Genomic DNA, 24,996 nt, shown 5'->3' with positions numbered 1-24,996 from the left:
CTAAAGTCAGCAATGGTCGCCACGGATTATGGCGACCATTGCCGTCTCTAGCCCGTCGCGTCCGGTTCCGTTCCGGCGGATTGGTTGGCGTCACCGCTCAACCCACGGGACGTCGCGAACGCGACCCCCTCCAAGAATGCTTTGGCGCGCTGTGTCTCCGGGTAGGCCTCAAGCAAGCGCCAAAACTGCGCGTTGTGTCCAGCTACCAGCAGATGCGCCAATTCGTGCAGGAGCACGTAGTCGATCACCCATTGGGGCATCGCCTGAAGCTTGTCGGAAAGCCGGATGGTTCCATCCGCTGGAGTAGCCGAACCCCACCGGGAGTTCTGGTTGGTCACCCAGCGGACCGACGTCGGAACCGCCCGTCCTCCGAGGTAGGTCCGCGAAAGGTGCGCTGCATGCTGGGCAAGTGCCTCGTCCGTAGCAGGCCTGCGCCGATCTGGTTTACCCGCCCGGCGCTCGCCTTGCCTCTGCAGCTTGGCAAGCATGCGCCGCACCCACTCGCGCTCCTGCGATTTGGTAAAGCTTGCCGGAATCGCGACAACGGCATTACCGTCTTCCCAAAACGCTGCTACCGTCCGCCGCCTCCGGGCTGAGCGCCTGACGACTACCGGAGCGCCGTCGTCGGTGAGCATCTGAACGTCGGGCTGACCGGCTGTTGAACGCGGCATCAGAGGTTGGTGCTTTCTGCGAGGACGGCGAGGACGGCTTCTCCGTAGCGCTCCAGTTTGGAGGGCCCTACCCCCGCCAGTCCAGCCAGTTCCTCCAGCGACGCCGGCCGGGCTTCGGCTATTGCCGTTAATGTGGCATCAGTGAAGACAACGTAAGCGGGAACGTCGGCAGATTGCGCTTCATCGCGCCGCCACTGCCTCAGTGCGTCGAAGGTCTGTTCCTCGTACGTGGGCGGGCATTGGTTGCAGCGACCCACCTTCCTCTCTGCCCCAGAGGCAAGCATGCTTCCACACACCCTGCACGACGCCGGTGCCGCAGCTTTGCGGCGCGTGGAACCTGCCCGGCTCCTGGCGTTCGCGGACGCCACCGAATCCGGCCGGAGTCCATCGAGGAAACGGGAGGGCTTGCGGTTGGCACGGCCACCGGGAGTACGCGCAGAGGACCACGACAGGTTCAGATGCTCACGCGCACGGGTGATCCCGACGTAGAGCAGCCGGCGTTCTTCGTCGACGTCCTCCGGAGTGTCCGCGAAGGAGATAGGCATGAGTCCTTCGCTGAGGCCCACCAGGAACACGGCGTCCCATTCAAGCCCCTTTGCCGAGTGAAAGGAGGCAAGGGTCACACCTTGAACCGTGGGAGCATGCTGGGCAACCGAACGTTCCTGGAGCTCGTTGACGAACTCAGCCAATGTGAAAGACTCTCCGCGCGTGACTGACAACTCATCAGCCAAGGCCACCAAGGCAGCCAGCGATTCCCAACGCTCGCGAAGGGCTCCCCCGCTGTGCGGCGCGGCTTCGCTGTAGCCAAGCGAAGCAACAATGTCACGGACAATCTGGCCCAAGGGCTCCGGAGCGCCTTCCGCCACGGCCCTGGTTGCAGCCCTCAACTGCAGGATCGCATCCCGGACCTCCTTGCGCGCGAAGAACCTCTCTCCGCCGCGAAGCTGGTAACCGATCCCAGCCGACGCCAACGCTTGCTCGTAAGCTTCGGATTGCCCGTTGGTGCGGAACAGTATGGCGATCTCGCTCGCCTTGACTCCCGTGTTGAGTAGCTCCTGGATTCTGCCGGCAACGACCGCCGCCTCCGCTTCGTCGTCCGGACATTCCATGAACCGAGGCTCCGGGCCGGCCGGCCTTTGGGCGACAAGCTTGAGCGGAGGCGCCCACGCCGCATCGGCAACCGGTCCGCCACTTCGCCGGGACCCGAGGAGATCATTGGCCAGCTTAACGACCTGTGGCGTGGACCTGTAGTCACTGATGAGCTTGACCACGGTGGCACCTGGATAGTGTGCCTTGAAATTCAAGAGATGCTTGGGCGAGGCCCCCGTAAAGGAGTAGATGGTCTGGCTGGCATCGCCCACCACGCACAATTCGTCACGGCCACCCAGCCAGAGATCCAGGAGCCGCTGCTGAAGCGGGGAGACGTCCTGGTACTCGTCGACGACGAAGTGGCGGTATTGCTCCCTGACCGTGGCTGCCACTTTGGGATCCTCCTGGAGGATCCCAACGGTAATTAACAGGACGTCTTCGAAGTCAATGACGTTGCGGTCAGTCTTAATATCCTCGTACGCCTGGAACACCCTGGACACAGCCGTGAGGTCGAAACCACCCGGAGTCCCGCGTCCTTGTGCATTCTCCAGGTAGTTGGCAGGTGTGAGCATAGAGACTTTTGCCCACTCAATCTCTGCAGCCAAGTCCCTGATGGACGCGCGATCGGTGCTGAGGCGAAGCCTGCGTGAGGCCTCCGCGATCATGTTCGCCTTGTGGTCCAGCAGGCTGGGCAGGGTGCCGCCGACCGCCTGAGGCCAGAAGAACTGTAATTGCCTCAGGGCCGCGGCGTGGAAAGTCCGCGCCTGGACATTGGCCACGCCAAGATCCCGAAGCCTGCTGCGCATTTCGGCCGCCGCCCTGGCTGTAAAGGTCACGGCCAGCAGCCTCTGAGGCGAATACACTCCCGAGTGCACTCCATAGGCGATGCGATGCGTGATGGCGCGGGTCTTGCCTGTGCCCGCACCTGCAAGTACGCACAGAGGGCCGGTGAGAGTGCTGGCTACTTCACGTTGCTCATCATCCAGGCCGCTGAGGATTCGCTCCTCGAGTGAGCCACCGACGTCGAAAATTCCTCCTGTCACGGCTGGAGGTCTTCGATGACGCCGCCGTACCAATGCTCAATCAACGAGCGCGCGATCGACAAGCGCGTGGAGATGGTGATCTCGCCACTCAACACGGCCTCCTGCAACTCTTCCCGGCTGAACCACCGCGCTCGGGTGACCTCGACGCCGTCGGGGCGGGCAACGGCGTCGTTCGTTATTGCCGTAAAGCCCAACATGAGCGAGGCAGGGAAGGGCCACGACTGCGAACCGAGATACTGGCATGCAGTAACGCGGACACCTACTTCCTCGCCAATTTCGCGGACAACAGCCTGCTCAAGCGATTCCCCGGGTTCAACAAATCCAGCGAGGGTGGAGTAGTTCCTGGCGTCGGCAGGCCCGCCGCCACCCAGCAGAAGCCGGCCATCAGGGCCAACTACAGTAACGATGATCGCCGGGTCTGTGCGCGGATAGTGCTCAGAGTTGTCCTTGGGACACCGGCGCACCCAGCCCCCGGTTTCGATATCGGTCGGGGTACCGCACTGCGGGCAATGGGTATGTGTTGCGTGCCAGTTGGAGATGGCGCTGGCTTCGATGAACAAGGCGGTGTCAGTAGCATCGAGACGTCCGGCAACTTCCCGGAACCCTGCCCACTGCGCATCGGAAGGGATCAGGGCTGTCCCCGGAACGGGCGGTTCAGCAACTGTAAACAGCAAAACAGGAGTACCCTCGGCCACGGAAGAAGGCCGCAAGGTTGTACCCAAGTAGATAGCCGTCAGGGCGCCAGTTTTTGCCTCGCCGAGGGCCGCCCACAGCGGGCCAGCGTCCCCGAACCAGAGGCCGTCCGTGTTCACCAGCGCCTTGCGTTGGGAAATAACCATGGCCTTGGCCTTGCCAGAGACGATGAGGTCTTCAACCATGCCAGGCTTCATGCGCTCACTGGAGCCTCGGTCCACCAACGCCGGGCGCACTGGAAGAACAGTTTCCATCAAGTGGTTGGCCAGCGCCGGAGACTCCGCATAACTCATGTATCTACCGTACTGATTCGCACCGACAAAGAACATTTGGATCGGCCGCTTGTGCATATCCTGGCATTGCCGGCCGCTGAACTGAACCGATGATCCACTTCGGCCTTGTTTTCGTGCGGATCTGAAGACTCGCCGCACTGCATCATGGCCACAGGCGCCAGTCAATCTACCGTGGAAGACGTGAGAAGAACACCGCTCGAACTGGCCGCTGTAGCAACCGCGGCGGTGCCCGGACTGGCACCGACGGCTACAGCCTATTCCCCCGACGACGACGCCGACTTCGATTCGGCGTTGTTGCTCGACGCGGAAGGCAAGCGCTGGCGCGTCCGTTCGCCGCGCCATCCCGAGGCCAGTACCCGCCTCGAAACGGAATTCATGGTCCTGCGGGCCTTCGCGCCCGCCATCCGTGCCGAGCTTCCTTTCCATGTGCCAACCGTCGCCGGCACAGTCCGGCAGGGCGCTCTCACAACGTTCGTGTACGCCCATCTGCAAGGTTCCACGCTGTCCATTGACGAACTATCCGCTGGCAGCCCGGCTTTGGCCCGTGATATTGGCAACGCCCTTGCCGCCATCCACGACCTCCCCCTGGCACTGGTCAACAACGCTGATCTGCCCAGTTACTCGGCCAACGAGTTTCGGCAGCGCAAGCTCAACGAATTGGACCAGGCAGCCACCACTGGCAGGATTCCTGCCATATTGCTGCGTCGCTGGGAACATGCCCTTGAGGACGTCGCGCTCTGGCGATTCAACCCCTCGGTGGTTCATGGGGACCTTCATGAAGACAACCTGATGGTCCAGGACGATACCGTGACGGCCCTGACAGGATGGACCGATCTCCGCATCGGTGATCCCGCAGATGATTTCGCCTGGCTGGTGGCGTCCAACGAAGCCTCGTTCGTTGAGGCGGTGCTCAGCCGATATACCGAGGCACGCCGGGATACCCCCGACGCGCATCTGCTTCGACGCGCCGCTTTGCTGGCTGAATTCGCGTTGGCCCAGTACCTTGTGAAGGCAATGGCCGTTGGGCACGAGGATATGACTTCCGAGGCAGTTTCAATGCTGCAGTCCCTAGCAGATGACATCGAAGAGCAAGCCCGGCATGACCAGGCCGTACTTGCCGCAGAGCAGGCAGCAGCAGCTGAGGCGGAGGCCGAAAAGGCAGCACTACAGGATGCCTCGAATCACTCCATCCACACCCAGCAGCCTGCTGTTACGGTTGTGGCGATTCCCGACGCCGGCACCTCAGTTTCAGCGACGCCCCTAGCTCCCACGTCTTCGAAGGACGTCCCCCACGCCGGATTGCCTGACGCCCAAGCGCCTGGCAAGGAAGCAGCATCAGGCCCGGATGCCGAAACCAGGTCCGATAAGTTGGCGGAAGAACCCACCTCCCGGCCTCAGGATGACGCGTCGACTGCAGCTTTGAACGTTGTCAATGTGACACCACTGCATGCTGGCGAACGTTCATAGACCAGCGTTTCCACACCGGGGTTCCGGGCCAGCTATCCAGCGCTCCTTCTACCTGGAGTCCCCACCCGATAACTCGTTCTTGAGGGCCTTGCTGATGATCTGCTCAAGTTCCCCGGCACTGCCCAAGTCATGCGGACGCACCACAGCATCCTCTGCAACGTAATAGAACGCCGCGCTGACTTCCTCCAGGGGAACGCCCTTCAACCTCGCCCATGCAAGTCGGTAGACAGCCAGTTGCACGGCTCTCGCTGCGAGCTGTTTGCCCGCCGGCCGGCGACCCGTCTTCCAGTCAATGAGTTGCCAGCGCCCGTCCGTGTCACGGAAAACGGCGTCGATACGTCCGCGGACCACCACCTCACCGATCCTCGTTTCCACAGGCACTTCCACAAAGGCTGGAGCCCGATGCGCCCACTCGGATTGCTTGAACGCTTCAACCATGTGATCCAAGCCGTACGCTTCGTCGATATGGGCATCCGAGCCAGGTGCTTCGTCGATGTCCAACATGCCGGTTGTTCCGAAGTACTCCTCCACCCAGGCGTGGAAGGCTGTGCCCTTTCGGGCCGAAATGCCTGGTTCGCGGGGCACGGGCCGACGGAGTTGGGCCAGCACAGCTGCAGGATCTGAGCCAAGGTCAACAAACAGGGACGCCGAGATATGGCTGGGCAAGTGCACGTCCTGATGAAGTTTTCCCTGGAGCCGGCGATCCAATAGCAGCTGGGCTTCGTGTGACCAGCGCCCCGGGTTGCCTGTCAACTCTTCCGGTGATGCTTCGGAAGCGGCTCCCTCCATGAATTCAAGCACCTGGGCTGCAGCCCGGTCCATGGCGGCCCGGCGGCCGGGAACGAGCCTGATACGGGCTCCGGTACGCGGATCGGACGGGCCTTCGAGTGGATCATAAGGAAATTGAGCCACTTCCAACGTTGCTGTGAGCGGACTGCTATCGGGCAGTGATTCTTCGGCTACTGATTCAGGGTGGACCACAACGCTCCGCCCGGCCACGACAGCGAGGGCATTCCCGGACGAGGAGGGCACTCCCGCGAGTGGCGCCAGCTCGGATAGGAACGACGACATCCCTGCCATACCGGACCTGGACCCATTCCACGCGGAGCTGGATACCATCAAAACGAACTTGGCCCGGGTGTAGGCGACGTATGCAAGCCTGCGTTCCTCGGCTTCGCCATGATGTTGAACTTCCGATTTGAAGTCCTTCTCTGCGTCCAGCCAACCCTTTTGGTCCTGCTGGTCAAGATCCCACTGCGGCAGATCGGCTCGGTCACCCCGCAACGGCCATGGCAAGGCAGCTGCACCGCTGCTCCACCTTGAGTCCCTGTTGCTGGGGAAGGAACCCGCGTTGAGCCCGGGGACAAAGACGACGTCCCATTCCAGCCCCTTGGAGGCATGGACGGTCAGGAGTTGGACTGCTTCCCGGTTGGTTTCAAGAGGGGCAATATCCAGGCCACCCTCTTCGGAGGCCGCAGCTTCCAGCCAGGAGAGGAACGCCAGGAGGTCGATCCGCTGCGACGTCTGCAGGAATCCAGCGGCTGCGTCCTGGAAGGCATCCAGGTTTCGCCGAGCTTGATGAATGCTCACTCCCGGCTTTGCCGCCACCTCAATATCCAGCAACATGGCACGCTCAACTTCGCCGAGCAGCGTAGTCAGGTCATCTCCGATGTACGTTCGAAGGGAGCGCAATTCCTCAGACAACCTCGTCAATCGTTGCAGGGCTGAAAGGCTCAGTGTTCTCCCATGTCCGGATGTCCAGCCCGGCCGCGGCAGGAAGTCCAGGGCTTCCACCAGGCTTGCGGCGTCAGTGATGTCGCTTTCCATCACGACTGCAGCCGGTTCTTCGTCGGCGACCTCAAGGGTGTTGCCAGGTCCTGACCTCCGCTTGGCCAGGAAACGGGACCAATCGTTGAACGCCATGAGGTCCGCTGGTCCAATGCGCCAGCGGGCTCCCGCCAGAAGTCGCATCAAAGCATCGGAACGGCCAGGATCAGCCAGGACCCGCAGCGTTGCCACCAAGTCCACGATCTCAGGAGTGTCCAACAGACCGCCGAGGCCGACGATCTCATAGGGAATTCCTTGGAGTTCGAATTCCCTCCGAAGGCATTCCATCTGCGCACGTCGCCGGCACAGAACCGCCATGGTTGGCTTGACCGGAGTACCGTCTTTCTCTTCCTCGAAGACAGTCCTCTGGTAGCGCCGGACGTCGCGGGCAATAGCGCCAGCCTCGTCTTCGTCAGTGCCAAAGCGACCGATAACAACGCTGCCTTCGGCCGCGGCCGGACTCGGCACCAGGGGCGGAACAGCAACGCCACCTGCATTCCCTCTCTCCCCCGCCGGACCGTCGGTGGCCGCGGCTTTGTTCAACGGGGCCGCAATTGTGTTGGCCGCTTGGAGGATGTTCCGGCCGTTGCGCCAAGCCGTGGTCAGGTAAGACGTCGGGGCCACAGAATAGGCCTCGCCGCCTGACTCTTGGTCGTTGTGCCTCACAGGGAACTCCTGCACAAAGTGGAAGAGCTGCCCCGCCGAGGCACCGCGGAATCCGTAGATCGATTGGTTGGGGTCCCCTACCGCGGTGACGGCATGGCCGAGACCGAAGAGGCGCGAAAACAAGACAAKCTGAGCATGCGAAGTGTCCTGGAACTCGTCCAGCAGCACCACCTTGTAGCGTGCCCGCTCAGTGGCCGCAGCCAATGGTATTTCCCTCGAAATGCGGGCCGCGAGTGCCACGAGGTCCCCGAAATCCAGCACTCCCCTTTGCCGTTTTGCATCCTGGTACCTGAGAACCATGTCTGCGACGCTGGCCCGGGTCCGTAGCATGGCAGCGAGCTCGCCTGCCGCCTGCGTCGGGTTCTTCTTTGCACCGGCCACATAAGGGAGCTGTTCGAAGGACTGAACGCGCTCCAGCACCCAGTCCCGGACGGCGGCCGGGTCCTGCAGGTGTTCTGCGCACTCACCCGCGAGCTGGATGACGGCATTGACGAGCGTCGACTTTGCCGCGGTGAAGTGCTCATATTCGCCGTCGTAGGCCTCAACGACCTCGCTTGCCAACTGCCACGATTGCGCGGCACCCAGCAGGACGACGTCGCGCTCGATGCCCAATCTCAATCCATAGTCCGAAACAATTCCGCTCGCGTAGGAATGGTAGGTGGACACCTTGGGCTCAAGGTCATCGGCACCCAGAAGCCCCTCAGGGAAGCCGATGCTGCCATCGTCCTCGCCTGCTATTCGCTGGAGGGTGGCCAGTTTGGCCCGGATTCTGCTGGCCAGCTCGCCGGCAGCTTTACGGGTAAATGTCACACCAAGGACTTCCTCGGGCCGGACCCATCCATTGGCCACAAGCCACACAACGCGGTCTGCCATGGTGGCGGTCTTCCCCGAGCCCGCGCCAGCTATCACAAGGCGCGGAGTGAGCGAGGAAGAAATAATGCTGGCCTGCTCAGCGGTGGGATGGTTCTTTTCGCCAAGAATGTCTGCCAGCTCGGACGGGGAGAACCTGGGAACAGGCAGCCCGGACTCCACATCCAGGATTTCGGCGTCCCTGGTTTCGGATCCTTCAAGAAGATCGGTAGTCATTCAGTGACCTGCTTTCCTCTGGCGCACAGTGGGCAAATATCGGGTAGACGGCAGCCATGTCCGCCGTGTCCCCCTTTGCTCGGATCGTGCCGGGCCTCGAACGTTGCGCCGGCCATGAGTTCCGCGGCCTCGTTGACCAAAGCCTCTGCCCAGTTGTCGTCAGGCTCGAGTGGATCCTGTTGTTGAACCCCGGGGCTTTTGGTCTTGGTTCCCAGCTGTGCAAGGACGGCCCCACCGGGAACAGGTTTGCCGAACTCCCCAAACGTGCCCGCATCCTCAAATGCACCTTTGAGAACCGCTGCCTGGTACGCGCCCAGCTGAGGGTGCCGGGCCACTTCGGCCTTGCCCGGCTGGCGTTTTCCGGTCTTGAGATCGACGATCACCAAACGGCCTTCGGCGTCGATTTCCAAGCGGTCAACCTGTCCGCGAAGCACAGCGTGCCGGGTGGCTGTGGAATCATCCGCGCCTTCCTCCAGACATGCAGAAGGAAGGTGGACGTCAGGAAGCTGGACTTCGAAGTCGTGCTCCACCGCGAGCAGGCTCCGGCCTTCGCTGCGCATGATGAGCACGTACTGCGCTAACTTGCGAACCATCAGTTCCGCGCGCTGGTAATCGAGCTTGCCCTCCCAATTGTCCTTCATGCCAAGGGTGGGCCAGCGGCGAACGAGTTCGGCAACGTACTGCGCACCCGAAGCGTCCGGCAGCTCCTGTGCAATGGTGTGGACCAGTGTGCCAAGGCTCCGTGCGAAGTCGGTGGCAGCTTCTCCCCCGGCCGCTTGCACAAACCAGTCCAGGGGGGACTTGTGGACAGCCTCCACCTTGGATGGCGACACGGATACAGTGCCTCCCGCCGGGACCACCGCTTCCTCGGAGCTCAAGGGAGCCAACCCCCACCATGTATCCGGATGGGCTCCCGCTACTGGTGGATCAACAGACGCGAGGCGAGCCAGCACCCGCGCTGCTTCGCGCGCGGTGGACGATTCGCCGTCGTCCTGATCCTCAGCCTGGGCATGCTGTCTCAACTCAGCTACCAGCGCACGCAGGGTCATTGGACGATCTACCGGGGTGTAGTCACGCTTGTAATCGCCGGGAGCCAAGGGGGCTACATAATCCAGGAAGGCCGATGGTTGTTCGTCCTCGGAGGAGACTGCCGTGCAGATGAGGACCTCCTTGGCGCGCGAGACCGCTGTGGAGAAACTCCTGAGTTCGTCGTAGCGAATGTCCCTCAGCCTGCTGAGGGGTCCGCGGCCCAACGCGTAGTCAACTCCATGCTCCACAGCGTCCGCAAACAGGGTACTGCCCAGGAGTTCACCACGTAGACGGGTGTTCGGCCAGACACCTTCCTGCAGGCCGGCCACGATCACCACAGGCCATTCGCGCCCGGCAGCACTGGCCGGAGTCATGATTTCCACGCATTCCTCAAGCTGGGCCCTCGCCGCAAGTGTGTCCATCGGAAGTTCCTGGTTCAACAAGTAATCGAGGAACTGTTCCGGGCCAGAGCCGGGCAGTTGATCCACAAAACGCTCTGCTGTGTGGAACAGTGCCATCATGGCGTCAAGGTCGCGGTCAGCGCGGGCCCCGGCACTCCCTCCTTCCAAGGCGGCGTCAGACCAGCGCGAAGCCAACCCCGTGGCGTGCCACAGCGCCCAGAGGACAGATTCGGCATTGGCCCCCGGCTCGGCTGCTGCGGCGGTGCCGGCAGCGATCATCCGTGCAAGCCGCCGGGCAGGGTTCCCTTCAATCCCCAACGACGCCAGCGCTCCGGGTTCAAGCAGCGCTTCTACCAGCAAAGCGTCACTGGATCGACCGCCGCCCCCCAGGAGCTCCTCGCGCCGGAGAGATTGACGGAGGCGGCGCAGCTCAATGGCGGAGGCTCCACCAATACGCGAAGTCAGGAGGGAAACAGCACTCTCAGGAGTGAGCTTGGCCGGGTCAAGGATGACAGCGAAGACCTCCAGGAGGGGTCGGACGGCCACCTCGTCCCGTACTGCGGAATCAGCCACCGGAACACGCACGGGGATTCCCTGTCCGTTGAGGTAACGCTGGAGCTGCGAGATCAATCCACCATTGCGGACAATGACGGCGATGTCACCAAACTCCCGGCCCTCACGCAACTGGGCTTCCAGAATCCGCTGTGCTACATACCGGAGCTCATGGAAAGGAGAAGGCAGCACATGCCCTTCCACCCGCCCCCCGTTGCTGTTTTCCTGAGCGCCTTCGATGGAGTCCGGCTGTTCGAGGCGCCTGGCCCGTTGGCCTCCGGATCGTTGGGAGATACGTGCGGCAACCCTTGTCCAGGCCTCCGCCACCTCGGGTCGGTGACGATGGGTGATCCACAGTGGCCGCTCAAGAACCTCGTGGCTTCCTTCGAGCAGCAAGGGCAGCTCGGCGACAAGGTCCGGCCGCGCTCCGCGAAAGCCTTGCACCACCGTGTCTGGCGAATATGTAACTACGGCGTCCTTGCCCTCGGCAATATCCGCGAGGAGTTCAAACACGGCAGGATTGGATTCCTGGGCGTCGTCCACGAGAATCAGCTGCAGGCGGTCGCGCTCAGCGGCCAGGAAAGCGGGCGAGTCCTGAAAAATCTGGCGCGCCGTGGTGATGATCCCCGCGGGATCGAAGGCCTCGGGCATTCGGAGGTCCAAAACATCCCTGTACTCACCGTAGAGCTCGGCGGCTGCCATCCAATCCGGACGCCCACATTCATAGGCGAGGCCCACCAGGTCCTCTGCAGTGCGGCCGGCCTCGATAATGCGATCAAATAATTGGCGGACCTCGTGGCGGAAACCACGGGTGGGCAGCGCTGCGGAGAGGTCCTCTGGCCAGGGCAACTGGTGCCCTGGGCGGGAATGGCCCTCCAGTAACTCCTTGATGATCAGATCCTGTTCCGGTCCGGACAGGAGCTTGGGCGGCCGGGGCAACGGCAGGACGCCTTCCGCTTTGGCGCGCCGGATGACGTCGAACGCGTACGACGCCCAGGTGCGTGCCGGCGTCGTACTGAGGCTCCTGTCCAGGCGACCGGTGAAGGTGTCCCGCAAGGCGGCCGCAGCGTGTCGGCCAGGGGCGAGAATAAGGATCCGTTCGGGATCTACGCCGTCTTCATTAACACGGCGGACCGCTGATTCGACCAGCACTGTGGACTTTCCGGTGCCCGGACCTCCAGGGACCAGGACAGGTCCGCCTCCTTGCCTGACTGACACCACCGCACGCTGGTCCGGAGACAGGTCAGGTGCCGCGTAGTGAATCTCGCGCGGCGGAAGCAGGCGGAGGGCTGCCGCGGCTTGGCGGGCTTTACTAGCTGTTGCGGTCACACAGTCATTTCATCATCGGGCACCGACAAAATATGGAGCTGACGCTCCAACTGGTCCGAGATCACATCAATAAGATCGAAATCAGGATCAGTTGGTGCCCATCGTGCAGTGCCGAGGTCCACACGCCAGCGGCCCTCAACTGTCCGCAGGAACTCCTCAAAGGCGCCGTGCAGCGGCGTGGATTCCTGAATGTAATGGCGCAGGGCCTCTGCCTCATGGCCGGGCGGGGCATCACCGCTTGCCCGCAGGACGCGCCACCAAGCTACGGAACTGCCGTAGTGGCTCATCACCGCGCCCACTTGCCTGGGTCCGCCGGCTCCAAGGAGTTCTGCGACGTCACCATATGACACGGCCGTGCCGGGCGGAACAAGGTCCACAACGGCCAGTACCGCCGTCACATACTCCATCCGCATGTGCTCCAGCGTAGCTGCAGGAGTGTCGTGCCCAGTACTGTCAGTGCCAGCCGGTAGCGTGAAAACATGAGCTCCTGGAATACCCTCCCCCGCGCTGCCTTCGACCTCGAAACCACAGGGAAGAATTCCCGTTCCGCCCGCATCGTCACGGCTTCAATCACTGTGGTGGACGCGCACGGACAGCTCATCAAAGAGCATGAATGGCTGGCGGACCCGGGGGTGGAGATTCCGCTGGAGGCCAGCGAGGTCCATGGAGTGACTACGGAGAAAGCCCGCGCCGAAGGCCGCCCTGCGGCCGAAGTCACCCGCGAGGTGGCAGCAGTTCTTCAGGAATTGTTCGACGACGACACTCCCGTCATTGCTTTCAACGCCAGCTACGACTTCACGGTGCTCGCCGCCGAGTCAGCACGGCATGGTGTCCCGCAATTGACCCGTTTCCCGGTACTGGACCCATATGTGATGAACAAGCAGGTGGACCGGTACCGTAAGGGCAAGCGCACCTTGACGGCTTTATGCGAGGAATATGGCGTGAACCTGGACAACGCCCACACCTCCGCCGCGGACGCCTTGGCGACACTGCGCGTTTTGGATGCCATGGCTGGCAAATTCCCCAAGTTGCAAATGCCGGCCTCCAAGCTGCACCATTTGCAGGTGGACTGGGCCGCATCCCAAGCTGCTGACTTCCAGCAGTATCTGCGGCGAAGCAAGCCCACCGCTGTCATCGAAGGCGAGTGGCCCGTACTGCCACCCGAGGACGCCAGTCGAGGCGGCTTCTGAGGGGGTTCCAGCTCCAGACCAGCCGGAGTTGGGACGCAAGTCACAAGAATCCCGAAGCTCCTTCAGCACGAAACTTGCGCGCAGGGATTCCATCTCTTTGCCTATCGCCGGAATAGTTCGGCGAGGTAAGGCGTCCTCCAGAAACTTTATTCGTAATAAGCGAGCCAGAGCAATCACTTGTTCGATTCACAGCGCTTCCGTGGGCTGGTGACATAATTAAGTTTGGCGGGTTGAAGTCTGCTAGGGCAGCCATCCCCATACTTGCTGCCACGTTCCCCGCCCACCGCGAACGTCTCTGTGACCCGACGAAAGTGATTTCTTCATGAAATTCAAAGCCCTCAAGTGGCTGTCTGCTGCTCCCGTAGCGGCGGCCCTGGCGATCTCCTTGGCAGCATGCGGCGGAGGAACCTCCCAGCCCAGCGGCTCGCCCACCGATGCCCTCGCCGGCAGCGACCAGCAGACCCTGGACAAGTACACCACTGCGGACGTCACCGCGTTGGACAAGATCGACAAGTCCAAGCTGGGCCTCGTCACCGATGGCACGCTGCGTGTTGGTACCCTGTCTGATGCACCGCCGAACATCTTCATTGATCCTTCGGGCAAGTTCACCGGTTATGACAACGAGCTCCTGCGCGCCATCGGCGACAAGCTTGACCTGAAGGTGGAGTTCGCATCGACTGACTTCTCCGCCCTGCTCTCGCAGGTAGCAAACAAGCAGTTCGACGTCGGATCCTCCTCGATCTCCACCACGGATGCCCGTCGCAAGACCGTCGGTTTCACCAACGGCTACGACTTTGGCTACATGGCCGTTGTGACCAAGAACGACGCCAAGGTCACCGGCTTCGCCGACCTCAAGGAAGGCGTCCGGATCGGCGTCGTCCAGGGCACCGTCCAGGATGACTATGTCACCAACACGCTCAAGCTCGAGCCCGTGCGTTTCCCTGACTACAACACCGTTTATGGCAACGTGAAGAACGGTCAGATCGACGCTTGGGTGGCTCCCTCCCAGCAGGCTTCCGGCCAGGTCAAGGAAGGCGACGGTACCAAGATCGCCGAAAAGGTTGTCAACACGCAGAACTTCACGGCTTACGCTGTGAACAAGGACAACCAGCCCCTCCTCGATGCCCTGAACGCCGGCCTGGACGCCGTTATTGCTGACGGTACATGGACCAAGCTCACCTCCGAGTGGTACAAGGATCGTCCCACCGCGGCCGAGCAGACTCCGCAGGGCTGGAAGCCGGGCAGCAAGGCCGTCCAGATCCCGGCCAAGTAACCCGGGCGTTCCATGGATATCCTCAAGCAACTGGCTGACACCTTCCTTGACTGGGAGGCGATGGGCGAAGTCATTCCCAAGATGTTTGCCGTCGGCCTGCCGAACACCCTGGTGCTCGCTGTCATTTCGGGCATCATCGGGACCCTGCTGGGCATGGCCCTGGCCCTGATGGGGATTTCCCGGAACGCCGCGGCCCGGTGGATTGCACGCATCTACACGGACGTCCTCCGCGGACTTCCGCCCGTGCTGACCATTCTGGTCATCGGATTCGGCTTTGGCCCCATCATCCGTGAACTGACTGGTTCCACGAGCCCCTACCCGATGGCCATCGCAGCATTGTCTTTGATGTCGGGGGCATACATCGGCGAGATCTTCCGCTCCGGTATCCAGAGCGTGGATAAGGGACAGCTCGAAGCGTCCCGTGCCTTGGGGTTCGGCTACGGCGCTTCCATGCGTTTGGTAGTGGTTCCCCAAGGCATCCGCCGAGTGCTTCCTGCCTTGGTCAATCAATTCATTGCCCTGATCAAGGAATCCTCCCTCGTCTTCCTGCTGGGCCTGCTGGCCACGGAACGCGAGATCTTCCAGATCGGCAAGGACGCGGCTGCGACCAGCGGCAACCTCTCGCCTTATGTGGCTGCGGCCATCTTCTACCTGGTGCTCACTATTCCGCTCACGCACTTCGTGAACTGGATTGATGCCCGCTTCCGTTCAGGCAGGCCTGAAAAGAAAGAACCGGACGATGCCGCGGCGGTCGTAGGGAAGGGAGCCCACGCATGAGTGAATTTACATCCGGCACGTTGACGGCAAAAAACATCCATTTGTCGTTCGGCACCAACCATGTCCTGCGGGGAATCGACCTGCACGTTGAGAAGGGCACCACGGCTTCGGTCATCGGCCCCTCGGGTTCCGGCAAGTCAACGCTGCTCCGCGTGATGAACCGACTCATCGAACCTGACCAGGGCGACATCCTGTTGGACGGCCGTTCCGTCCTCAAGGACAATCCCGACGAGCTCCGGCGTCGCATCGGCATGGTGTTCCAGCAATTCAACCTCTTCCCCCACAAGACGGTGGCCGAGAACATCTCTCTGGCGCTCCGTAAGATTCGTGGACTGTCAAAGGAACAGGCACGTGAGGAGGCCTTGGCCCAACTGGACCTGGTCGGCCTCAAGCACAGGGCCGATGCCCGCCCTGCCAACCTTTCGGGTGGCCAGCAACAGCGCGTAGCCATTGCCCGTGCGCTTGCCATGAAGCCCGAGGTTATGTTCTTTGATGAGGCCACTTCGGCGCTGGACCCGGAACTCGTCAAGGGTGTACTTGCCCTGATGACCGATCTCGCGCAGGGAGGCATGACCATGGTGGTGGTTACCCATGAGATGGGCTTCTCCCGCAATGTCTCAGATGTAGTGACGTTCATGGACGCCGGCGTAGTTGTGGAATCAGGTCCGCCGGAGCAGCTGTTCAACAGCCCCCGGACAGAGCGGCTCCAAGGATTCCTCTCGGACGTCCTCTAGTCCCCGCAAGGCAGCCAAACAGCAGACCCCGCCTCCAGACGGTCGCCCCAGTGGTGAAAAGTCATGGAGGCGGGGTTTCCTGCATTAAGGGCAGCTGCGGTCAGGCACCGGCCAGTCTCCGCGCCCTTGACTTAGTTCCAGCATTACTTCCCTGGTTTCACCGACAGCACCGTCAAGGCCGCAGCATCTACCTTGGTACGGAAATCCGGCTCGGACTGTGCTTTCTGGAGTACGGCGTCATACATAGCGGGGATGCTTCCCGGGTCCGCGCAAACCAGCATCGTGCCGCCCGCTGCGAAGAAGTTGATGGCACGGTCCGCGGTGGTCCACGGCTTCAACTGTGCTGCACTACAGACGTCATCCGAGAGGATAATGCCCTTGAAGCCAGCGTCCTCGCGAAGCATCTGCCCCATGACCACGGGCGAGAACGGCGCAATGTTGGCGGGGTCGATTTGGTCGTAGTAGGCATTGGACACCATGACCCATTGCACGCCGTTCGTAATGGCTGTGCGAAATGGCTCCAAAGCGGAATCATTCCGCGTGGTTTCAGTGTCCCTGACGTTCTGGCTGACATCGGTGTTGGGAATTACCCTGCCGAGGCCTGGAAAGTGCTTCACGACTGGTGCCACCCCCGCGTCCTTCATGCCTTGGGCAAAAGCGTTTCCGAGGTTGGACACTTGCCCTGGCACATATCCGTACTCGCGTTGGAATTGTCCGATCGGTGCATTGGACGGCGCGAATTCAGGGCTCGTCACAGTATCAAGGACCGGAGCCAGATTGACGTTGACGCCAGCGCTAAGCAGTTCCTTTCCCCAAACCCTGGCGTCTGCCCGCAGCTTCGCGGGACCAGCTCCGGCTTGCACCAACGCGGCGGGGATGGTGGAGAAACCCGGACCAGCCAGGACCTGGACGTATCCACCTTCCTGGTCTGTGGCCACGAAGAGAGGCAGCCCACCGGTAGTTTCGGCGGAAACGGTCCCGGTAAGGGAGGCCACGACGGCAGCTGTGGCAGCAGTCCCGGCCTTGCTGCGACCACTCAAGTAGACGTTGCCTGCGTGGTATTTGGTGAGTGCCTCCATGGTGCCTGGCTCAGCACCCGTCGCCTTTGCGGCAACCATGAAGAGCTGCCCCACGCGTTGTTCGAGACTTAACTTGGCAAGCTGTTGTTGCGCCGTGGACAGTGCTTCAGGGGTAGGTGCTGCCGAAGGTGGCCGGGAGTCCGTGGGTTCGGTTGAAGCCCCGGAAGTGGACTTGGACGGAACAGGGGTGCTCGTGGGCGAAGGAGTAGTTGCAGATGGTGAAACGGGCGAAGTCGTTGGGCTCGCGGTTTCATTTCCATTTGAGCAACCAGGCACCATTGTGACCAGGATTCCGGCCGCCGCGGCCCTCACTCCAAGGGATGCAATTGACTGGATCTTGCGCATGGTAAACCGTGAATTCGTTGGGGTTGGGTTTCCCTTACGAGCCTACCCCGGGAAGTGACAGTGCCCCAGCCTGCTTCGAACAGCCGGCCGGGGCACTGCAAGTTCTTGCCCTAGGCGATCGCGAACTTAGGCGACCGCGGACTTAGGCGATCGCGGCGGCTGCAGCCTTGGCAGCAGCCGGGAGTGCGTCAACGATCCTGTTCATGGCAGCGTCGTCATGCGCCGAGGACAGGAACCAAGCCTCGAAGACTGATGGCGGCAAGTAGACGCCGGAGTCCAGCATCGAGTGGAAGAAGGGTGCGTAGCGGTAGGCTTGCTGGCCCTGGGCGTCGTCGTAGTTGTGCACACCGCTGGCCGAGGTACCGAAGGCAACCGAGAACAGGTTGCCTGCACGCTGGATGGAGTGGTCCACGCCTTCGGCATCAAGCGCCGAGGAAAGAGCGGCGGACAGCTCCAGCGAACGGGCGTCCACATAAGCGTAAACGTCAGGCGTGGCATGGGTAAGCGTTGCGACACCGGCAGCCATAGCCACAGGGTTTCCTGACAGCGTGCCTGCCTGGTACACCGGACCTACGGGTGCGAGGTAATCCATGACGTCGGCACGTCCGCCGAGGGCCGCCGTCGGCATTCCGCCGCCAATGACCTTGCCGAAGGTCAGCAGGTCCGGCGCCCATCCTTCCTGGCGGCCCGTGAGTCCCCAGTAGCCGGCGTAACCGGTGCGGAAACCGGTGAGGACTTCGTCGAGGATGAGCAGCGCCCCGTGTTCCGTGGTGATGCGGGACAGCCCGGCGTTGAAGCCCTCGCCGGGGGTAACGACACCCATATTTGCCGGGGCAGCTTCGGTGATCACGGCCGCGATGTTGTTGCCGTGCTTGACGAAGGCAGCTTCAACAGCTGCGAGGTCGTTATAAGGCAAAACAAGTGTCTCAGCGGCGGTGGCTGCCGTGACGCCAGCCGAACCGGGAAGGGCCAACGTCGCGAGGCCGGAACCCGCTGCTGCCAGCAGGCCGTCCAAGTGGCCGTGGTAGCAGCCGGCAAACTTGATGATCAGGTTGCGGCCGGTAAAACCACGGGCGAGGCGAACCGCCGTCATCGTGGCCTCGGTGCCCGTGGACACCATGCGCAGGCGTTCGACGGCGGACACGCGCTCCTTCACGATCTCGGCGAGGTTGGCCTCATCCGGGGTGGACGCTCCGAAGGACAGGCCGCGGTCCACAGCAGCGTGCACGGCGTCGAGCACGGCGGGGTGGGCATGGCCGAGCAGGGCCGGGCCCCACGAGCAGACGAGATCCACGTATTCCTTGCCATCGGCGTCAGTGAGGTAGGCGCCCTTGGCCGAAACCATGAATTTCGGAGTGCCGCCAACGGACCCGAAGGCACGCACGGGCGAGTTCACTCCGCCGGGCATGAGGGACTGGGCTCGATCGAAAAGTTGGTCGGACACAGGGGTGTTTGAAGTCATGGTTCCTATTCTTTCAGTCATTCAGAAGCCTCTTTCGGTGATTCAGAAGCGCAGCTATGAATCGTTCGCCAGCAGCTCAGCGACCCGTGGGGCCACTTCGGTGCCGTACAACTCGATGCAGCGCATCATGGATCCGTGCGGCAGGGTGCCGTTGCTGTATTTGAGGTCGAAGCGGTCCACGCCGAGGTTGCGCTTAAGCAGGACGATTTTTTGGGCCACAGTCTCGGGAGAACCTACATAGAGAGCGCCCTCCGGGCCGCACATTGCGTCGAATTCCCCCCGGTTTCCCGGACCCCAGCCGCGCTCGGCCCCGATTCTGTTGCGCTGCTCCAGCCAATGCGGAAAGAGTTCCTCCCGGGCATCCTGGTCAGTGTCTGCAATGAAGCCGGGTGAGTGGGTTGCGATTTGTCGCATGGGGTGACCGTATTTGGCCATTGCGTCGCGATAAAGATTTACAAGGGGAGCGAAACGGCGGGGCTCTCCCCCGATGATCGCGAAGATAATCGGGTAGCCATATTCCGCGCACCGCAACACGGATTCAGGTGTCCCACCCACGCCTATCCATGCCGGCAGCAAATGGTGCTGCAAACGCGGATAAACCTGGAGTCCGTTCACGTTGGGGCGGGTCCGCCCTTCCCAATGGACCGGCTTCTGGGCCCGAACTTTGTCAAACAGCTCAAGCTTTTCTTCGAACAGGACGTCATAGTCCGCAAGGTCCAGTCCGAACAATGGGAAGGACTCAATAAATGAACCCCTGCCCAACATGACCTCGGCCCGGCCGTTGGAGATTGCATCAACAGTGGCGAAACGTTGGAAAACCCGGATGGGATCATCCGAACTAAGTACCGTCACGGCCGATCCGAGCCGGATCCGGGATGTCACTGCGGCAGCTGCCGCGAGGAAGACCTCGGGAGCCGATACAGCAAAATCGCGGCGGTGATGCTCTCCCACGCCAAAAGCATGAATGCCCAGGGCGTCAGCCAGCTTTGCTTCCTCAAGCAACTCCCGCAGGACCTGGGCGTGCTCCTTGGGATTACCGTCGGCATCGAGGCCCGCGTCCCCGAAGGTGTTCAGGCCGAGCAGGATTTCGCTTGCACCTACGGGTGTGGTGGGGTCGGAGTCAGACTTGGATGCAGACGCAGATGCGGACGGAAGTCCTGATTCCGAAGGCGAGGTGGTCATCAGGACTCCTTCAGCCAGCCTGCCAGTTCGGAGGCCCAGTAGGTCAGGACGGTATCGGCTCCGGCCCTCTTGATGCCCAGCACCGACTCTGTGATGGCACCCCGCCGATCGATCCAGCCGTTGGCAGCGGCCGCTTCGATCATGGCGTACTCCCCGGAGATTTGGTAGGCCGAGACCGGCACCGGGCTCATAGCCGCAATATCCGCGAGGATGTCGAGGTAACTCATGGCCGGCTTGACCATGACCATGTCGGCGCCTTCTTCAAGGTCCAGTTCCACTTCGAGAATGGCTTCGCGACGATTGGCTGCGTCCATTTGGTACGTTCGGCGGTCACCCTTCAGTTGGGAATCCACCGCTTCACGGAACGGACCGTAGAAAGCTGAGGCGTACTTGGCGGCATAGGCCAGGACAACGGTGTTCTTGTGGCCGGAATCCTCCAACGCCTGACGGATGACGGCGATTTGCCCGTCCATCATGCCTGAAGGTCCAAGCACATGGGCGCCCGCCTCAGCCTGGGCAACGGCCATCTGGCCATAGATCTCCAGGGTGGCGTCGTTGTCCACATATCCATCGGCATCCAGAACGCCGCAGTGTCCGTGGTCAGTGAATTCGTCCAGGCAGACATCGCCCATGATGACGAGGTCATCGCCCACTTCGGCCTTGACGTCGCGGATGGCCTTGTTCAAGACACCTTCCGGATCCAGGGATGCGGTGCCCCGCGCATCCCGAACCTCCGGCACGCCGAACAGCATGATGCCGCCCACGCCAAGTTCCACGGCTTCCGCGGCTGCGCGCTTGAGAGTGTCGGTGGTGTGCTGGACGACGCCGGGCATCGAGCTGATCGGGCTGGGCTCGCTGAGGCCCTCACGGATGAAGGCCGGAAGTATGAGGTCTGCGGGGGCCAGGCGTGTTTCTGCCGTGAGCCTGCGCATTGCCGGGGTTGTCCGCAAGCGGCGGGGACGGTGGTTCGGAAAGCTCATCTGGGGTTCCCTTCGTTGGCGAATACTGTTTCCAAGGCGGCCGCAATGCCGTCCGGGGTAGGTTCTTTGGCCGTGGCTGCCACGGTGATGCCGAGCTGGGTGGCCTCTGCCGCCGTCGGACGTCCAATGGCTATGAACCGGCAACTGCCCAAGGGCAGGAGGGTCTCGGCAATCCGAATGGCGGCACTCGGCGAAGCGGCCACGACGGCGTCCAGCAGCCCGGCGTCGATTGCCGCGCGGGCTTCCGAGGGAGTCATTTCCTGCGGCTGTCCGGTACGGGAACCAGCACTGCCGGAGGCAGAGATGCCGGAAGCCACACTGTCGGAATTCACGACGGCGGCCGGCAGTTCGGCTTCGAGGCGCAGTCCCGTCCGGGCCGGATAGTCCACGGTGTGATAGGCGGTCACGGATGTTACCTCTGCACCCTTGGCGGCCAATCCGTCACGCAGCTCGGGGCCCGCAATATCGGCTTGCGGGAGAAGAACTCGTCCAGGAGCCTGCTCCCAGAGGGCGACGAGGCCTTCGGCAGATTGAAGGTCAGTAGGTGCCAGTGAGACGGTCAGGCCGATAGCTTCCAGGATCCGCCGTGAGGACGGACCGATCGTGGCCACGCGCGTCCGTGTCGGCACGAGGTTTGCCGGAAGCGTGCCACGCTCGGCAGCTTTTTCGAGCAGGACACGCACGGTGGTGATGCTGCTGATGACCATCCAGTCAAAATATCCAGCGGAGAGCTGGTCCAGGGCGGCGTCGAGGGAAGCCTGGTTCTCCGCCCGCTCGAAATCGATGAGGGGAAGCACCAACGGCTCCGCTCCGAGCGTGTGCAGGAGCGAAGCAAGTGGCCGGGCGCGGTCGGCGCTCCTGGTAATCAGGACCCGCCGACGTGCCAAAGCCGATGCTTGAGTCACATCAGGACGCTGCAAGATCCGCGATCTCCGCAGCACCAGCAGCGAGCAGAAGCTCCGCAACTTCAATGCCGAGCAACGTTGCCCCCACTTCGGTCAGGCCATCGGTGGCTTTCTTCTCGCGCACAGTCTTGGTGCCGTCAACGGCGCAGACAACGGCTTCAAGGTGCAGCATGCTGCCCTTCCTGAAGGCATAGGCGCCAACCGGCGCGGCACAGCCAGCTTCGAGCCGGGCCAGGACGGCACGTTCAGCTGTCACAGCAAGTCGGGTGTCGTCGTCGTTCAAGGCAGCGAGAGCCTGGGCGAGAACACCATTGGAGCCTTCCACCTGCGGGGCGTCCGCCGTGCGGCATTCGATGGCCAGCGCACCCTGACCCGGGGCAGGCAGCATGACATCCGTCTCGAAGAACTCGCTCACGGTGTCCAGCCGGTCCATCCGTTCCAGCCCAGCAGCAGCGAGCACTACAGCGTCCAGGTCGCAGGACTTGCCGGGAACAACTTGGTCGGTGACGTTGCCGGGAAGCCCGGGGACGCGTCCCAGGCGCGTGTCCACGTTTCCACGGATATCCAGCACCTCGATGTCAGGCCGGGCCGCCCTTAGCTGCGCCGCACGCCGGGGTGAGCCCGTGCCAACCTTGGCGCCACCGGGCAATTCGGCAAGGGTAAGGCCATCCCGGGCACACAGGACATCCCTGACATCCACGCGCTTGGGGGTAGCGGCGATGCTCAATCCAACTGCAGCCCCCGTGGGCAAGTCCTTCAAAGAATGAACAGCGACATCGCAGGTTTCAGCAAGCAAGGCGTCGCGCAGGGCCGCCACGAAGACACCCGTGCCGCCCATCTGTGACAGCGAGCCGGTCCTGACATCGCCCTCGGTCTTGATATGCACCAGCTCCACCGGGAATCCACCAACAGCTGCCAGCTGATCGGCGGTCTGTTGGGTCTGGGTCAGCGCGAGCTTGCTGGCCCGGGTGCCAATGCGAATGGTCACTTGGTGACCTCCGAGGAGGTGTAATCCTCATGTCCGACACCGATGGTGGAGCCAACCTCGGCAATAACCGGCTTTGCTCCCCGGAAGTTTTCGCAACAATTGGGGCGGCAGACGTCGTACCAAGGACCAAGGTCCGTAACGTGGGGGCGATCGGCGATGTTGTTCTCCACCGTGCGTTCACAGATCAGGTCAACCAGCCCGGAAACAAAGGCAGCATGCGTTCCCGGGGTGGGGACGCGGGTGGCTTCGATCTCCAGGTTCCTGCAGGTCTCCAGGGCTTCGGTGTCCAGGTCCCAGGCAACCTCCATATGGTCGCTGACGAAGCCGAGGGGAACGATCACGACGCCGCGCACGCCTTGGGGCGCGATTTCTTCGAGGTGATCGTTGATGTCCGGTTCCAGCCAAGGAATGTGCGGCGCGCCGGAGCGGGATTGGTACACGAGGTCCCAGGCCACGTTCGGAGCAACGGCATCCATGATGGCCTGGGCGTTTGCCAGGTGCTGTGCCGCGTAGGCAGATCCTTCTGCGAACTCGCGAGGCTCGTCCTCAGACCTGCCGGCTGCTTCGGCATCACGCGTGGGGATGGAGTGGGTGGCAAACAGGACTCGGATTTTCGAATCGGGGTCGGATTCACCGGCAGCGATCAGCTTGCCGCGGACTTCTTCGAGGCCGGCGGCGGTACCTTCAAGGAAAGGCTGCACAACGCCCCGGTGGTCGAAGTACTGGCGGATCTTGTCCACCTCGAGCTTGCCGTCCAGCCCTGTTTCGGTCAGGGCGATGCCAATGTCTTCACGGTACTGGCGGCAGCTGGAGTAGCACGAGTAGATGCTCGTGGTGAGCATCAAGATGCGGCGGTGGCCGGCGTCGTAGGCGTCCTGCAGTACCGGAGCGATGTACGGATCCCAGTTACGGTTACCCCACAGGACCGGAAGCTCAATGCCGCGCTTGGCCAACTCGACCTCGATCGCGGCCTTCAGTTCACGGTTCTGCTGGTTGATGGGGCTGATGCCCCCAAACGCGCGGTAGTGGTGTGAGACCTCTTCAAGGCGTTCATCCGGGATGCCGCGGCCGCGGGTGACGTTGCGAAGGAAGGGAATGACATCTTCCTGGCCTTCAGGACCACCAAAGGATGCAAGGAGCACGGCGTCGTACTGCTTTGCTTCCTGGCGGCCACGCTCGGTGACCTCGTTGGGGGTGGTGGAGACGGCAAGGCCACTCATGCGAGGACCTCTGCAATCTCGGCAGCAGTCACCCGGCGGCCTGTGTAGAACGGGATTTCTTCGCGGACATGGTTACGGGCGTCGGTTGCACGCAGGTGGCGCATGAGGTCAACGAGGTCAACGAGTTCAGGTGCCTCCAGTCCAAGGATCCACTCCCAGTCACCCAGCGCGAACGAAGAAACGGTGTTCGAGATGACCTGCGGGAACTCCCGACCCAGCATTCCATGGTCACGCAGCATTTTTCCGCGCTCTTCCGCTGGGAGCAGGTACCATTCGTAGGAGCGGACGAACGGATAAACGCACAGCCAGGTGCTGGGCTCGACGCCCCGCGCGTAGGCCGGGACGTGGCTCTTGGCAAACTCGGCTTCCCGGTGCACGCCCATGGCGGACCAGACGATCTCTGTGCCGGCAAAGAGCTTGCTGCGGCGAATGGAACGGACGGCGGACTGAAGGTCTTCCGGCTTGGATCCGTGGAGCCACACCATGATGTCGGCGTCCGAGCGCATGGCGGAAACATCGTAACTGCCCCGCAGGGTCACGCCTTCTTCGGCGAGCTTCCCTTCAAGGGCTTCGAATTCCTGGGCAGCATCGCCGCTGCGCAGGACGTCGGCCGAGCGCTTGAAGACGGTCCAGAGCGTAAAGAACTGCTCTTCGGTTCCAGCAGTTTTAGTGACAGATTCGGCAGAAGTGTGGCTCATGGTTCAAGTTTGCCCCG

20 protein-coding genes are annotated in these 24,996 nt (G+C 62.2%); 6 read left to right on the top strand and 14 right to left on the bottom strand.

Annotated features, from left to right (window positions below):
• Window positions 1-47: 47 nt before the first annotated feature.
• From AB4Y87_RS07260 to nudC, 3 genes are read right to left on the bottom strand one after another with little or no spacing between them, the layout of a single operon-like run.
• Window positions 48-671: a M48 metallopeptidase family protein gene (locus tag AB4Y87_RS07260; protein WP_442003735.1), complete on the bottom strand. Its 624-nt coding sequence runs from the start codon at window positions 669-671 to the stop codon at window positions 48-50.
• Window positions 671-2,803, bottom strand: coding sequence for an ATP-dependent DNA helicase UvrD2 (locus tag AB4Y87_RS07255; protein WP_442003734.1), 2,133 nt, complete (start codon window positions 2,801-2,803; stop codon window positions 671-673). The genes AB4Y87_RS07260 and AB4Y87_RS07255 overlap by 1 nt, the downstream gene beginning before the upstream one ends.
• Window positions 2,800-3,789: an NAD(+) diphosphatase gene (gene nudC, locus AB4Y87_RS07250; protein WP_442003733.1), complete on the bottom strand. Its 990-nt coding sequence runs from the start codon at window positions 3,787-3,789 to the stop codon at window positions 2,800-2,802. The genes AB4Y87_RS07255 and nudC overlap by 4 nt, the downstream gene beginning before the upstream one ends.
• A 180-nt stretch (window positions 3,790-3,969) precedes the next feature.
• On the opposite strand from nudC, the gene AB4Y87_RS07245 reads away from it, so the two are divergent.
• Window positions 3,970-5,256 (top strand): macrolide 2'-phosphotransferase, encoded by a 1,287-nt coding sequence (locus tag AB4Y87_RS07245; RefSeq protein ID WP_442003732.1) that lies wholly within the window; start codon window positions 3,970-3,972, stop codon window positions 5,254-5,256.
• 48 nt (window positions 5,257-5,304) lie between these two features.
• On the opposite strand, the gene AB4Y87_RS07240 is transcribed toward AB4Y87_RS07245, so the two are convergent.
• Genes AB4Y87_RS07240 through AB4Y87_RS07230 form a run of 3 tightly spaced genes read right to left on the bottom strand, consistent with a single transcriptional unit; the run spans window position 5,305 to window position 12,559 of the window.
• Entirely contained in the window at window positions 5,305-8,835 is a 3,531-nt protein-coding gene (locus AB4Y87_RS07240) for an ATP-dependent helicase (protein ID WP_442003731.1), read from the bottom strand.
• The gene (locus AB4Y87_RS07235; RefSeq protein ID WP_442003730.1) at window positions 8,832-12,146 is read right to left on the bottom strand and encodes an ATP-dependent helicase; all 3,315 of its coding nucleotides are present in this window, start codon (window positions 12,144-12,146) and stop codon (window positions 8,832-8,834) included. The genes AB4Y87_RS07240 and AB4Y87_RS07235 overlap by 4 nt, the downstream gene beginning before the upstream one ends.
• A complete protein-coding gene (locus AB4Y87_RS07230) occupies window positions 12,143-12,559 on the bottom strand; it encodes an MGMT family protein (RefSeq protein ID WP_442003729.1) in 417 nt (138 codons plus the stop codon). Before AB4Y87_RS07230 ends, AB4Y87_RS07235 begins: the two co-directional genes overlap by 4 nt.
• Window positions 12,560-12,625: 66 nt before the next feature.
• Between AB4Y87_RS07230 and AB4Y87_RS07225 the strand changes: the two genes are divergently transcribed.
• The 4 genes from AB4Y87_RS07225 (at window position 12,626) to AB4Y87_RS07210 (ending at window position 16,120) form a co-directional block, all read left to right on the top strand.
• Window positions 12,626-13,336: a 3'-5' exonuclease gene (locus AB4Y87_RS07225; protein WP_442003728.1), complete on the top strand. Its 711-nt coding sequence runs from the start codon at window positions 12,626-12,628 to the stop codon at window positions 13,334-13,336.
• Between the two features lie 322 nt (window positions 13,337-13,658).
• Complete coding sequence (locus tag AB4Y87_RS07220; RefSeq protein WP_442003727.1) at window positions 13,659-14,609, top strand: ABC transporter substrate-binding protein; 951 nt, start codon at window positions 13,659-13,661, stop codon at window positions 14,607-14,609.
• A gap of 12 nt (window positions 14,610-14,621) precedes the next feature.
• Complete coding sequence (locus tag AB4Y87_RS07215) at window positions 14,622-15,386, top strand: amino acid ABC transporter permease (RefSeq protein WP_442003726.1); 765 nt, start codon at window positions 14,622-14,624, stop codon at window positions 15,384-15,386.
• Complete coding sequence (locus AB4Y87_RS07210; RefSeq protein WP_431115782.1) at window positions 15,383-16,120, top strand: amino acid ABC transporter ATP-binding protein; 738 nt, start codon at window positions 15,383-15,385, stop codon at window positions 16,118-16,120. Before AB4Y87_RS07215 ends, AB4Y87_RS07210 begins: the two co-directional genes overlap by 4 nt.
• A 143-nt stretch (window positions 16,121-16,263) precedes the next feature.
• Here AB4Y87_RS07210 and AB4Y87_RS07205 read toward each other — a convergent pair whose 3' ends face one another.
• A complete protein-coding gene (locus AB4Y87_RS07205; protein ID WP_442003725.1) occupies window positions 16,264-17,253 on the bottom strand; it encodes a glycoside hydrolase family 3 N-terminal domain-containing protein in 990 nt (329 codons plus the stop codon).
• 40 nt (window positions 17,254-17,293) lie between these two features.
• On the opposite strand from AB4Y87_RS07205, the gene AB4Y87_RS07200 reads away from it, so the two are divergent.
• Window positions 17,294-17,602, top strand: coding sequence for a hypothetical protein (locus tag AB4Y87_RS07200; RefSeq protein ID WP_442003724.1), 309 nt, complete (start codon window positions 17,294-17,296; stop codon window positions 17,600-17,602).
• Between the two features lie 84 nt (window positions 17,603-17,686).
• Here the strand turns inward: AB4Y87_RS07200 and hemL are convergent, their stop codons facing one another.
• Genes hemL through hemQ form a run of 7 tightly spaced genes read right to left on the bottom strand, consistent with a single transcriptional unit; the run spans window position 17,687 to window position 24,979 of the window.
• Entirely contained in the window at window positions 17,687-19,006 is a 1,320-nt protein-coding gene (gene hemL, locus AB4Y87_RS07195; RefSeq protein WP_442003723.1) for a glutamate-1-semialdehyde 2,1-aminomutase, read from the bottom strand.
• Window positions 19,007-19,060: 54 nt separating this feature from the next.
• On the bottom strand, window positions 19,061-20,188 hold the full coding sequence (locus tag AB4Y87_RS07190; protein WP_442003722.1) for an LLM class flavin-dependent oxidoreductase: 1,128 nt from the start codon (window positions 20,186-20,188) through the stop codon (window positions 19,061-19,063).
• Window positions 20,188-21,168, bottom strand: coding sequence for a porphobilinogen synthase (gene hemB / locus AB4Y87_RS07185; RefSeq protein ID WP_442003721.1), 981 nt, complete (start codon window positions 21,166-21,168; stop codon window positions 20,188-20,190). Before hemB ends, AB4Y87_RS07190 begins: the two co-directional genes overlap by 1 nt.
• Window positions 21,165-22,073 (bottom strand): uroporphyrinogen-III synthase, encoded by a 909-nt coding sequence (locus AB4Y87_RS07180; protein ID WP_442003720.1) that lies wholly within the window; start codon window positions 22,071-22,073, stop codon window positions 21,165-21,167. The genes hemB and AB4Y87_RS07180 overlap by 4 nt, the downstream gene beginning before the upstream one ends.
• A gap of 1 nt (window position 22,074) precedes the next feature.
• Entirely contained in the window at window positions 22,075-23,061 is a 987-nt protein-coding gene (gene hemC, locus AB4Y87_RS07175) for a hydroxymethylbilane synthase (protein WP_442003719.1), read from the bottom strand.
• Window positions 23,058-24,281, bottom strand: a complete 1,224-nt coding sequence (locus tag AB4Y87_RS07170; RefSeq protein ID WP_442003718.1) for a ferrochelatase — start codon at window positions 24,279-24,281, stop codon at window positions 23,058-23,060. Before AB4Y87_RS07170 ends, hemC begins: the two co-directional genes overlap by 4 nt.
• Window positions 24,278-24,979: a hydrogen peroxide-dependent heme synthase gene (gene hemQ / locus AB4Y87_RS07165; RefSeq protein ID WP_216924089.1), complete on the bottom strand. Its 702-nt coding sequence runs from the start codon at window positions 24,977-24,979 to the stop codon at window positions 24,278-24,280. Before hemQ ends, AB4Y87_RS07170 begins: the two co-directional genes overlap by 4 nt.
• Window positions 24,980-24,996: the final 17 nt, after the last annotated feature.

Origin of the sequence: Paenarthrobacter sp. RAF54_2, from assembly GCF_052113945.1 — a bacterium.
Taxonomy (GTDB): domain Bacteria; phylum Actinomycetota; class Actinomycetes; order Actinomycetales; family Micrococcaceae; genus Arthrobacter.
Note: the sequence above shows the minus strand (reverse complement) of the source record. Positions and strands in the feature narration are given on the sequence as shown.